The 11,555-nt window shown below is 61.2% G+C and carries 9 protein-coding genes; 8 read left to right on the top strand and 1 reads right to left on the bottom strand.

Going from position 1 to position 11,555, the window contains the following annotated elements:
- Window positions 1-130: 130 nt before the first annotated feature.
- Window positions 131-571 (top strand): CBS domain-containing protein, encoded by a 441-nt coding sequence (locus HBN98_RS14105; RefSeq protein WP_064586891.1) that lies wholly within the window; start codon window positions 131-133, stop codon window positions 569-571.
- Window positions 572-727: 156 nt separating this feature from the next.
- Here the strand turns inward: HBN98_RS14105 and HBN98_RS14100 are convergent, their stop codons facing one another.
- A complete protein-coding gene (locus tag HBN98_RS14100; protein ID WP_083366384.1) occupies window positions 728-1,351 on the bottom strand; it encodes a glutathione S-transferase N-terminal domain-containing protein in 624 nt (207 codons plus the stop codon).
- A gap of 1,159 nt (window positions 1,352-2,510) precedes the next feature.
- Here HBN98_RS14100 and HBN98_RS14095 point away from each other — a divergent pair.
- From HBN98_RS14095 to HBN98_RS14065, 7 genes are all read left to right on the top strand, one after another.
- Entirely contained in the window at window positions 2,511-3,326 is an 816-nt protein-coding gene (locus HBN98_RS14095; protein WP_064586889.1) for an energy transducer TonB, read from the top strand.
- Between the two features lie 51 nt (window positions 3,327-3,377).
- Window positions 3,378-4,085, top strand: a complete 708-nt coding sequence (locus HBN98_RS14090) for a MotA/TolQ/ExbB proton channel family protein (protein WP_064586888.1) — start codon at window positions 3,378-3,380, stop codon at window positions 4,083-4,085.
- On the top strand, window positions 4,085-4,486 hold the full coding sequence (locus tag HBN98_RS14085) for an ExbD/TolR family protein (protein WP_083366385.1): 402 nt from the start codon (window positions 4,085-4,087) through the stop codon (window positions 4,484-4,486). The genes HBN98_RS14090 and HBN98_RS14085 overlap by 1 nt, the downstream gene beginning before the upstream one ends.
- A 206-nt stretch (window positions 4,487-4,692) precedes the next feature.
- On the top strand, window positions 4,693-7,404 hold the full coding sequence (locus HBN98_RS14080) for a TonB-dependent receptor (RefSeq protein WP_083366386.1): 2,712 nt from the start codon (window positions 4,693-4,695) through the stop codon (window positions 7,402-7,404).
- Between the two features lie 197 nt (window positions 7,405-7,601).
- Window positions 7,602-9,467 (top strand): extracellular solute-binding protein, encoded by a 1,866-nt coding sequence (locus tag HBN98_RS14075; protein ID WP_083366387.1) that lies wholly within the window; start codon window positions 7,602-7,604, stop codon window positions 9,465-9,467.
- A 1-nt stretch (window position 9,468) separates the two neighbouring features.
- Window positions 9,469-10,533, top strand: coding sequence for a microcin C ABC transporter permease YejB (locus HBN98_RS14070; protein ID WP_064586884.1), 1,065 nt, complete (start codon window positions 9,469-9,471; stop codon window positions 10,531-10,533).
- Window positions 10,533-11,555 (top strand): ABC transporter permease, encoded by a 1,023-nt coding sequence (locus HBN98_RS14065; protein ID WP_083366388.1) that lies wholly within the window; start codon window positions 10,533-10,535, stop codon window positions 11,553-11,555. The genes HBN98_RS14070 and HBN98_RS14065 overlap by 1 nt, the downstream gene beginning before the upstream one ends.

Genomic DNA, 11,555 nt, shown 5'->3' with positions numbered 1-11,555 from the left:
ACAGGTTGGAGCGTGAACCAGAAAAAACCGGCAAATGACGTTTTTTGCGTGCTATCTGCCGCTTTGCCACCTTGCCCTGCGCGCCAGCGTCTACGATGCTTGGAACAACGACAACACCTGAGTAACCGCCATGAAGACCGTCGCCCAACTGCTCAAGCTCAAAGATCAGAAAAATCAGGAAGTGCACCAGATCAAGCCTGATCACATGGTGCTCGAAGCACTGATGAAGATGGCCGAGAAAAACGTCGGCGCCTTGCTGGTGGTCGAAGACGACAAAGTGGTCGGCATCATCAGTGAGCGGGATTACGCGCGCAAACTGGTACTGCACGGGCGCTCTTCGGTCGGCACGCCGGTGCGCGACATCATGGTCAAGGATGTCATCACCGTGGACACCCACCAGACCGTCGACACCTGCCTGGGCATCATGTCCGACAAACGCCTGCGCCACTTGCCGGTGGTGGAGAACGGCAAGCTGATCGGCCTGCTGTCGATCGGCGACCTGGTGAAAGAGGCGATTGCCGAACAGGCGGAGCTGATCAAGCAGCTGGAGCAGTACATTCGCGGGGAATGAATCCTTCCCTCTTTCAGGAGTAAGCCCTGTGGTGAGGGGATTCATCCCCGATGGGGCGCGTAGCACCCCCAAAAAAAGCTGGGACCGCTACGCAGTCCGTCGGGGATAAATCCCCTCACCACAAGGCTCACTCCTACAATGGGTTTTGCGGTGTGTTCAGGAAGGCCAATGCCGGGCAAACACCGGCGCCAGCACCGGGTGCCGGTCAATCCGCTGCAACCACGCATAGAAGCCCGGGCGCGTCTGACGCAGATGCTCGCGGCTCCCCGCCCAGCGCGTCACCACCGCCGCCAGCACGTCCAGTGCTCCGGGCGTCTCGTCGTCCAGGTACAGCTCGGCGGAAAACTGGTCGGCAAACACTTCCCAACTCCAGTGCAAGCGCTCGCGGGCGCCACCAATCAGGTTCTGCCGCGAGGCTTCGTCAGGCATCACCAGCCAGCGCTCGGGGTAATCGATGACGCCGATGGCCGCGTAGCAATTGCTGGCGATGTAGACCATGCCGCGAATAGCCTGATCGCGATCACCGGCCTTGGCCGGCAACAGGCCAGACTCGGGAAAGCTCAGGCCCAGGTGAATCAGAATCGCCACGCTCTCGGTGATCGCGCTGCCATCGGGCAATTGCAGGGTTGGCACCTGCTTCAGCGGATTGAGCCGCGCCAGCGCTTCGGCGGCCTCGTTCGAGGCTTCGATATCGATGAAGCGATAGGCGATCTGGCACAACTCCAGCGCCGCTTCGATGGCTGCAGCACCCGAATTGCGATGTCCGTAAAGTTGATACATGCCCCCTCCTCGATTTCGACAGGTCTGGTGTAGCCCTATTTATAGCGGTTGTATCCGCTTTGGCACGTTTTTCCCATGCAATCGCGACTTGCGAATTCAAACCTCGCAAAACAGCGCTGGCGGTGCCCATCACGCACCAAGAGCAATCATCGAACGCTATCCGCGTTCTTGTAAGGTGCGATACCGAACCAAAAGTTCGCGTATCCGAGCTGGCAACAAGGAGGTCACTGCGTGAATCTTCAATCGTTCTGCCGCATCACATCCCGTGGGTATCCATCGGCGCAAAGCCCAGTTCGCCGGAACAGTCCCGTCCTTCAATACATTTATCTTATTACCTGAACTCGACAGTCACGCACTGCGTTTGGCGCATTGACTGCGCCTGCGACGGCGCACTATTTATTTTTTAAATACAACCCATGAAGTTATTGCGCAACCAACACATTGGTGATCGATAGCGAGATTGTCGAACAATAACTTCAGGCTATTTGTAATTGCACCAAAAGCGCTCTACTGACTACAACTAACCAACCGTTAAAACATTGATTTCAATTGAACAAGAACAAGGAATACAGACTGTGACCCGCTAATTCATTGACCCGCACCAAATCAGTCCGCCATGCACCATCAAGTGCCCCGGCAGATCCGAGTTCAGCCGCTCTATCTGGCTAATCCGCCCGATACAGCGCCAAGCCTGACTCGCCTGTAAAAAAGCCCCGGCGTTCGAGGCTGTGGACAGTCCTGCACTAAAGAAAACTCGGCCGGCCAATAAAACTTATATAAATGCGACATGGGTAACAGCCGTGAAATAACCGCTCTACATTTCAGCAATATTTGGCACAGCGGTTGCAAATTGAACTGCGAATACAACATATGCAGGGGCTGCCGAAGGCTCGGGCCGCAATCGGATGTTTTTTGCTTTTAAGATCAAAAGATCGCAGCCTGCGGCAGCTCCTACATAAAGCACAAGAACAACCAGGGAATGGGTAATGAACACACGAAGTCGATGGCGTTAAGCCAGTAAGTTTGCCCAAGCCAGTTCAATAGATAGTTCAACTATCGGCTTGCGTACACCCAAAAGAAAGTTGCACCCACCCACTCGAACATCACCCAAATGTTCGGACGGCACCTTATTGCCCTTCATCAACCCGAGGGAGCTTTAATGAACGATGCGGTAAAGCACAGACCCCTGCCGGGGCCGTTGCGGGAAGCGTCAACCCCGCCGCCGGGCAGGCCGGCTTTCATAGCCAATACCTCACAACCCGGCGGGTTGAACAAACAGCAAATGCTGTTACTGGTGGCGGTGTCGGCGCTGATACACGGCGGCGCCTGGTGGTTTCTCCAGCAGACCCGGCCCGAACCCCTGCCGACCCCGCCGCAGATTCCGGAAATGACCGTCGAGCTGAGCAGCCCGACGCCGCCGGCACCGCCCACGCCGGAGCCGCCGCCCCCACCGCCACCACCGCCCGAACCGGAACAGCCGGTGGAAGACGAAGACGCGGTCAAGCCACCGCCGAAACCGGTGGAGAAACCCAAGCCGATCGAAAAACCGAAACCGGTCGAGAAGCCGAAACCGGTGAAAAAGGTCGAGCCGCCGAAAGCCCCGCCCGCCCCGGCACCACCGGCCGCTCCCGCTGCACCGGCCACACCGAGCGCGCCATCGGCCCCGGCGGCCGCGCCCGGTCCGGTCAAGGAATCGGCAGCGATTTCCGGCCTCGCCAGCCTTGGCAACCCACCGCCGGAATACCCGTCGCTGGCCCTTCGACGCAATTGGGAAGGCAGCGTGGTCCTGCGGATTCAGGTGTTGGCCAACGGTCGCGCCGGTTCGGTGACCGTGACCAAGTCCAGCGGCAAGCCGCAACTGGATGACGCAGCCGTCGCGGCCGTGAAGAACTGGAAGTTCATTCCGGCCAAACGCGGTGACACGCCGATTGACGGCTTCGCCACCCAGACCATCGATTTCAAATTGCCGCAATAACGGCACAACCCAACGAACTCACAACCGACTTAATGCAAGCGAGGTGTAGCCATGAACCCTTCACTGTCTTCGATGATTGTCCCCGGTGTGCTCTGGGGCCTGGTGCTGTTTTCCGTGGTCAGCTGGGCGATCCTGCTGGTCAAGTCGGCGCAATACCTGCGCCAGAAAGCCCAGAACAAACAGTTCAGCAAAGCCTTCTGGGGCGCGCCGGACCTGCTCACCGCCGCCGAACATGCCAGCCAGTACCCGGGCTCGCTGGCCCGTATCGCCAGCAGCGGTTTCGAAGCCTTGCTGGTGGAGGAAACCCCAAAGACCACACAGCAACTGGCGCACACCATCAACCGTTCGGATCGCCTGGAACGCAACCTGCGCCAGCAGATCCAGAAAGAACGCCGCTCCCTGGAAAACGGCCAGGCGATCCTCGCCAGTATCGGCAGCACCGCGCCGTTCATTGGTCTGTTCGGCACCGTGTGGGGGATCATGGAAGCTCTGCAAAGCATCGGCGAAACCGGTTCGGCCAGCCTTGAAGCGGTCGCCGGCCCGATCGGTCACGCACTGATCGCCACCGGCGTGGGCATCGCCGTCGCGGTGCCGGCGGTGCTGATTTACAACTTCTTCCTGCGCCGTTTGAAACTGGCCTCGGCGGACATGGATGACTTCGCCCACGACTTCGACGCCCTCGCCTCGCGCAGCGCGTTTTCCATCAGCCGTCAGGCCATCGCCAGCAAAACCACGGCCGCCGTGCGGGAGGCCAGCTGATGTCGTTCTCCACTCAAGACAGCGATGAAGTGCTCAGCGAAATGAACGTCACGCCGCTGGTGGACGTGATGTTGGTGCTGCTGGTGGTGTTCATCGTCACCGCGCCGCTGATGACCAACGCGATCAAGGTCAACCTGCCGAAAACCGACGCCGCCGCCCCCGCCGAGAAGAAAGACCCGGTGGTGGTCAGCGTCGATCAGGACGGCAAGTTCTATCTGGCGAAAACCGAACTGGCGCCGGAATCGCTGGAAGCCAGCCTCAAGGAGGTCAAGGCCAAGGACAGCGAGGTGCGCGTGCAACTGCAGGCCGACGCCAACGTCAACTACGGCCAGGTGGCCAAGGCCATGGCGTCCATCGAACGCTCGGGCATCAGCAAGATCTCGGTGATGACCACCCACTGAGTGCGGTGTCGGGCGCGCACTGAGAAACGCGCCCGACACCGCTGAAGCATCCCGTCGCAATCAGCCGACCGAAAAAACGCAGTGCGTCTTCGGAGGGGATCGGCTTGCTTGAAGAAAGTGGTTTTTCGCGGCGCGGCACCCCCGTGACCTGCGCAATGAGGGCTCACAAGGCCATTTCGATAACGTCTGACAAGTCGGAAACAACCATGCTGATGAACACTCCACGCTTTACGCTCAAACCTTTGGTGGCCACGATTTCTCGTCACCGTTTTGTTCCGTTGTACCTGGTGGCCATGGGGATGGGCGCCGGGTCCGTGCACGCCGCCGAGGATGACAACGCGGCCGTGCCGGCAGCGACCGCGGTGGTCGCGCCGACCACGCAACTGCAACGGGTGGAAGTGACCGGTTCGGCGATTCGCCGGGTCGATGCCGAGACGGCGGTGCCGATCACCATTCTCAAGGCCGATGAACTGCGCAAACAGGGCGTGACCACCACCGCCGAACTGGTGCAGCGGATCACCGGCAGCCAGTCGATCAACAACAGCGCCGGCTCGGTCGGCGCCGCCACCGGTGGCGCTTCGTTTGCCGACATGCGCGGCATCGGCGCGAACAAGACACTGGTGCTGCTCAACGGTCGACGACTGGCCAACAACGCCCTGTCCGGCACCAACTCGGCCGGCGGCGCGGTGGATCTGAACATGATCCCGTTTGCCGCCATCGAGCGCGTGGAAGTCCTGCGTGACGGCGCCTCGGCCCTGTACGGCACCGACGCCATCGGCGGCGTGATCAACTTCATCACCAAGAAATCCCTGACCGACGGCCAGCTCACGTTCGGCGGCGAAACCCCGACCCACAGCGGCGGTGGCGCTACCAAGGACATGAGCGCCAGTTGGGGCTACGGCGACCTGGAACAGGACCGCTTCAACGTGCTCGGCGTGTTCAACTACAACAAGCAGCAGAACCTCGACGCCAACGACCGCTCGTTCGCCCGCGACTATGTGCCCGGCCGAGGTCTGGACCAGACCTCCGGCACCGCATTCCCCGGCAACTACAGCCAGAACGGCAACGCCACCAACCCGTTGGCCAACAGCAATTGCAACGGCCCCAACCTGGTGGCGCGCGACGGCTTGTGCCGTTTCAGCACCCGCGAATACATCGACCTGATTCCGCAAACCGAAAAGACTTCGTTCTTCGGCAAGACCACCGGCAAGCTGGCGGATGACCACAACGTCAACCTCGAATACTTCTGGTCACGCAACAACAACGCCACCGCTGTCGGCCCGGCGCCATTGACCGGCCTGAGCCTGGATTCCTCGTCGCCCTACTACCCCGGCAACGGCATCACGCCCGGCCCGACCGGCTTCGCCCTCGACCCGACGCAACCGGTCGACGTCAACTGGCGCGAAACCGCCGCCGGCCCGCGTGAATCGAAAGACCAGAACACCAGCCAGCGCTTTTTGCTGAGCTTCGACGGTCTGGTCGGCGGCTGGGATTACAACGTCGGCGCCTCGTACAACCAGAACAAAATCGTCTCCAGCGTCACAAGCGGTTATGTCAGCGATCAGGCGATGATCAATGGCCTGGCCAGCGGTTTGCTCAACCCGTTCGGCCCGCAATCCGCCGCCGGGCAGCAGTACATCGACGCTGCCATGTACCACGGTGCCTACACCACCGCCGTCGGCCGTGTGGCCGGTTTCGACGGTCGGATCAGCCGTGAGATCGGTGACTGGTTCGGTGCCGGCCCTGCCGGTCTGGCGCTGGGCGGTGAATACCGCAAAGAGAAATTTCATCAGGACTTCGAGCAGTTTGCCGGCGACATCCAGAGCCTCGGTATCGACCCGGCCGGTAGCGTCGAGGGCGACCGCAGCGTGAAAGCCGCGTACGCCGAAATCAACGTGCCAGTGCTCGACAGCCTCGAACTGTCCGCCGCCGTGCGCCACGACAAATACAGCGACTTCGGCAGCACCACCAACCCGAAATACTCGTTCCGCTATCAGCCGCTCAAAGAGCTGGTGGTGCGCGGCGCGTACAGCGAAGGCTTCCGTGCGCCGTCCCTGTACGAGCTGTATTCGCCGCGCAGCATCACTTACACCCAGGGCTACTACAACGACCCGGTGCTGTGTACCGGCGGCGTCGTGCAACCGGGCGGCAACGGCGGACGCGATTGCGGCCAGCAGTTCCTCAATCAGATCGGTGGCAACCAGGATCTGGCCCCGGAGAAAGCGCGCAACGTGACCCTGGGCTTCGTCTATCAGCCGGTCAGCAACCTGTCGGTGGGCCTGGATTTCTGGTGGATTCACATCTCCAATCAGATCCAGCCGTTCCCCGAATCCACCGTGTTTGATCAGGCCGGCACCTACCCGGATCGTTTCGTGCGCAACGCCGACGGCACGCTCAACTACATCGTTACCGGCAACGCCAACCTCGGCATCGTCGAAACCAACGGTGTCGATGTGTCGCTGGACTATCGCTTCCCGAACACGCCGTACGGTCAGTTCGGCCTGGGGCTGCAAGGCACCTACGTCGACAGTTACGACTTCCAGAGCACCATCAAAGGCCCGTTTACCGACAAGGTCGGCGACTTCGAAGGGGACGGCGTGATCGCGCGGTGGAAGCACAACCTCACCGGCAGCTGGACCTTCGGCGCCGCACGGGCGTCGCTGACCAACCGCTTCACCACCGGTTACAACGACTACGACCGCGATACCCACGCGCGGGTGGCGTCGTACTCGGTGTGGGACCTGTCGGCTGGCTACACCTTCAACAAGGTGCTGGATGTCGATGCCGGGATGAAGAACATGTTCGACCGCAACCCGCCGTTCACCAACCAGGCCTACAACTTCCAGAGCGGCTATGACCCGCGCTACACCGACCCGCTGGGGCGCACGTTGTTTGCGCGCATGACGTATCACTTCTAAGGCACCAACACCGTAAAACCGGGTGAATGCAAACCTTTGTGGCGAGGGAGCTTGCTCCCGCTTGAGTGCGCAGCACTCACAAAAATCTGCAGGGTCAGTCTGATTTTTGGGGCGGCTTCGCAGCCCGGCGGGAGCAAGCTCCCTCGCCACAGTTTTTAGCGCTGCTAGTGAGTTTTCGGGCTTAGAGGAAAAACTTCATGAATTTCATGCGCAACATGGCCGCTCTGCTGCTCGGCAGCGCGCTGCTGTGCACCGGCACCTCGGCGCTGGCCGGCGGCAGTTATGCGCTGACCGTGTACGGCGAGGCGCCGAAGTATCCGGCGGGGTTCAAGCATTTCGATTTCGTCGATCCCGACGCGCCCAAGGGCGGTTCGCTCAGTCGCGCGTCGATGGAGATCGGCCAGTACAACTACATCACCCCGTATGCCGATCAGGACATTTCCGTGGTGCAGGTCAACGACTGGGTGTATGCGCCGCTGGCGTTCCGTTCGCTGGACGAGCCGTACACCGTCTACGCTCTGGTCGCGCAGCAGATCGAACGCGATCCCGAAGGGCTGTGGGTGCGCTTCACCCTGAACCCCAAGGCACGCTTCGCCGACGGCACACCGATCACCGCCGAAGACGTGCGCTACACCTTCAACCTGCTGATGACCAAGGGCAGCCTCAGTTATCGCCAGCAATACGCCGACGTGCAGGACGTCGAAATCGAAGGGCCACGGCAGGTGCGTTTCACCTTCAAGAACAACCTCAACCGCACCCTGGCGCTGGACCTGGCGACGATGCGCGTACTGCCCGAGCACTGGTGGAAGACCCGTGATTTCGCCAACGGCGGCGGTTTCGAGCCACCACTGGGCAGCGGCCCGTACCGCGTGAGCAAGGTCGATGCCGGGCGCAGCATCAGTTTCGAACGCGATCCGGACTGGTGGGGCAAGGACCTGCCGGTGAGTCGCGGGATGTACAACTTCGACACGCTGACGGTGAATTTCTACGGCGACACCGACGTCGCCCGCCAACTGCTGCAGGCCGGCGCGTTCGACTACAACCGCGAGTTTTCCTCATCCGGTTACGTGGTCGGCTACGACAGCCCGGCGTTGCGTGACGGTCGCCTGCAGCAATCGATCCTCGCCCCGGACAAACCGACGGCGGCGCAGGGCTTCGTGTTCAACCTGCAAAACCCGATTTTCCAGGATCGCCGGGTGCGTCAGGCGATCAGCCTGCTGTGGGATTTCGAGTGGACCAACAAGCAGATGATGCGCGGTTTCTACGTGCGCCAGAACAGCTTCTGGCCGAAGAGTGAAATGGCCGCGACCGCCCTGCCCGACGCCGAAGAATTGCAGATCCTCGAACCGCTGCGCGGGCAGATTCCCGACGAGGTGTTCACCGAGGTCTATCAGGCGCCGAAAACCGATGGCAGCGGCTACATCCGCGACAAGCAACTGCAAGCGCTGAAGCTGCTCGCCGACGCTGGCTGGACGCCGCAACACAGTCGACTGGTCAATGCCGCCGGCGAACCGCTGGAGTTCACCTTCCTCGACGGTCAGGGCGGTTTCGATCGCATGCTGCTGCCGTTCAAACGCACCCTCGCGCAGATCGGCATCACTCTGAATCTGCGGCGCATCGACTCGGCGCAATACGTCAATCGGCTCAACGCCCGGGACTACGACATGATCGTCACCAGTTTCCCGCGCAGTGGCGATCCGATCGTCTCCCCCGGCCGCGAGTTGTACAGCCTGTACGCCTCGCAAAGTGCCACGCAGGTCGGCAGTTCGAACTCGATGGTGCTGGCCAACCCGGCGGTCGATCAACTGATCGACGGGCTGGTCAAGGCCGACACCCGCCAAGCCATGGTGCATTACGCGCGCGCCCTCGACCGGGTGCTGCAATGGGGTTACTACATGATTCCCAACTACTACTCCAAAGGCACGCCAACGGTGTATCAGAACCGTTTCGGCATGCCGGCGGTGCAACCGGCGTACGACGAAGGCCTCAACACCTGGTGGGAGGTCTCGGCCAAGCCGCTGACCACGCAACAGATGCACACCCAGCTTGCGGGGGGCCAGTGACATGCTGCGTTATCTGGGCAGGCGCCTGCTGCTGATCATCCCCACGCTGCTGTGCATTCTGGTGGTCAATTTTCTTATCGTGCAGGCCGCCCCGGGTGGCCCGGTGGAACAAGCCATTGCGCGCCTGCAAGGCTTCGGCGGGCACAGCATGGGCGGCGGTGGCGAAGTTGCCGCAACGGGCGGTGCCGGGCGCAGCAGCCGTGGTCTCGACCCGGCGCTGATCGAGGACATCAAACACCACTACGGCTTTGACAAACCGATGCACGAACGCCTGTGGCTGATGCTGAAAAACTACGCCCGGCTGGATCTGGGCAGCAGTTTCTTTCGCGGCGCCAAGGTCACCGATCTGATCCTGCAGAAGTTGCCGGTGTCGTTGTCGCTCGGCCTGTGGGCGACGCTGATCACTTACCTGATTTCAATTCCCTTGGGCATTCGCAAAGCGATCAGGCACGGCAGCGCCTTCGATGTCTGGAGCAGCACGGCGATCATCATCGGCTATGCGATGCCGGCGTTTCTCTTTGCGATGCTGCTGATCGTGGTGTTCGCCGGCGGCAGCTACGTCAACTGGTTTCCGGTGCAGGGCCTGATGTCGGATGACTTCGACAGCCTCGGCACGCTGGCCAAGGTCGGTGACTACCTCTGGCACCTGGTGTTGCCGGTGACCGCGCTGGTGATCGGCGGTTTTGCCACGCTGACCATCCTCACCAAAAACAGCTTCCTCAACGAGATCAGCCGCCAATACGTGATCACCGCGCGAGCCAAAGGCTTGACCGAACGCCGCGTGCTGTATGGCCATGTGTTTCGCAATGCGATGCTGCTGGTGGTGGCCGGCGTGCCGTCGGCGCTGATCGAGGTGTTTTTCGCCGGTTCCCTGTTGATCGAAACCCTCTTCAACCTCGACGGCCTCGGGCGCATGAGCTACGAAGCGGCGGTATCGCGGGACTATCCGGTGGTGTTCGGCGCGCTGTTTCTGTTCACCCTGTTCGGTCTGCTGATCAAGCTGATCGGCGACCTCTGCTACACCCTGCTCGACCCGCGCATCGACTTCTCGGCGAGGACTGCCTGATGTTCACACTCTCTCCTCTGGGCCAGCGCCGTGTCGCGCAGTTCAAGGCCAATCGCCGTGGACGCTGGTCGCTGTGGCTGTTCCTCGGTTTGTGCCTGATCTGCCTCGGCGGCGAACTGATCGCCAACGACAAACCCTTGGTGATCCGCTATCACGGCGCGTGGTATTTCCCGATCCTCAGCGAATACCTGGAAACCGATTTCGGCGGCGAGCTGCCATTCCAGCCGGATTACGCCAGCGCTTACGTGCACGGGCTGATCGAGGATCAGGGCGGCTGGATGCTGTTTCCGCCGATTCCGTTCAGTTACGACACGGTCAACTACGACCTCGCCGAACCGGCGCCGAGTCCGCCCTCGGCGCGCAACTGGCTGGGCACCGACGATCAGGCGCGTGACGTGTTGGCGCGGGTGATTTTCGGCACACGGATTTCGATTCTGTTTGCGCTGATCCTCACCGGCATCAGTGCGTTGGTCGGCATCGTTGCCGGGGCGTTGCAAGGGTATTACGGCGGTTGGGTCGACCTGCTCGGGCAACGGCTGCTGGAGATCTGGTCGGGTTTGCCGGTGCTGTATCTGCTGATCATTCTGTCCGGGTTTGTCTCGCCGAGTTTCTGGTGGCTGCTGGGGATCATGGCGCTGTTTTCCTGGCTGGCACTGGTCGATGTGGTGCGCGCCGAATTCCTCCGCGGGCGCAATCTGGAATACGTCAAAGCCGCACGGGCCTTGGGGCTGACCGACAGTGAGCTGATGCGCCGGCACATCCTGCCCAACGCGATGACCTCCACCCTGACCTACCTGCCGTTCATTCTGACGGGGGCTATCGCCACCCTCACAGCGCTGGATTTTCTCGGCTTCGGCATGCCGGCGGGGACGGCCTCGCTGGGCGAGTTGATCGGTCAGGCCAAGCGCAATCTGCAGGCGCCGTGGCTGGGGCTGACGGCGTTTTTTGCCTTGGCGCTGATTCTGTCTTTGTTGGTGTTCATCGGTGAGGCTTGCCGAGATGCGTTCGATCCGAGGAGCTGA

The organism is Pseudomonas koreensis, from assembly GCF_012986595.1.
In the GTDB taxonomy this organism is placed as follows: Bacteria; Pseudomonadota; Gammaproteobacteria; order Pseudomonadales; family Pseudomonadaceae; genus Aquipseudomonas; species Aquipseudomonas koreensis.
Note: the sequence above shows the minus strand (reverse complement) of the source record. Positions and strands in the feature narration are given on the sequence as shown.

Coding starts and splice junctions, on each gene's coding strand:
- HBN98_RS14105 (WP_064586891.1), top strand. CDS start 131: ATGAAGACCGTCGCCCAACTGCTCAAGCTCAAAGATCAGAAAAATCAG.
- HBN98_RS14100 (WP_083366384.1), bottom strand. CDS start 1,351: ATGTATCAACTTTACGGACATCGCAATTCGGGTGCTGCAGCCATCGAA.
- HBN98_RS14095 (WP_064586889.1), top strand. CDS start 2,511: ATGAACGATGCGGTAAAGCACAGACCCCTGCCGGGGCCGTTGCGGGAA.
- HBN98_RS14090 (WP_064586888.1), top strand. CDS start 3,378: ATGAACCCTTCACTGTCTTCGATGATTGTCCCCGGTGTGCTCTGGGGC.
- HBN98_RS14085 (WP_083366385.1), top strand. CDS start 4,085: ATGTCGTTCTCCACTCAAGACAGCGATGAAGTGCTCAGCGAAATGAAC.
- HBN98_RS14080 (WP_083366386.1), top strand. CDS start 4,693: ATGCTGATGAACACTCCACGCTTTACGCTCAAACCTTTGGTGGCCACG.
- HBN98_RS14075 (WP_083366387.1), top strand. CDS start 7,602: ATGAATTTCATGCGCAACATGGCCGCTCTGCTGCTCGGCAGCGCGCTG.
- HBN98_RS14070 (WP_064586884.1), top strand. CDS start 9,469: ATGCTGCGTTATCTGGGCAGGCGCCTGCTGCTGATCATCCCCACGCTG.
- HBN98_RS14065 (WP_083366388.1), top strand. CDS start 10,533: ATGTTCACACTCTCTCCTCTGGGCCAGCGCCGTGTCGCGCAGTTCAAG.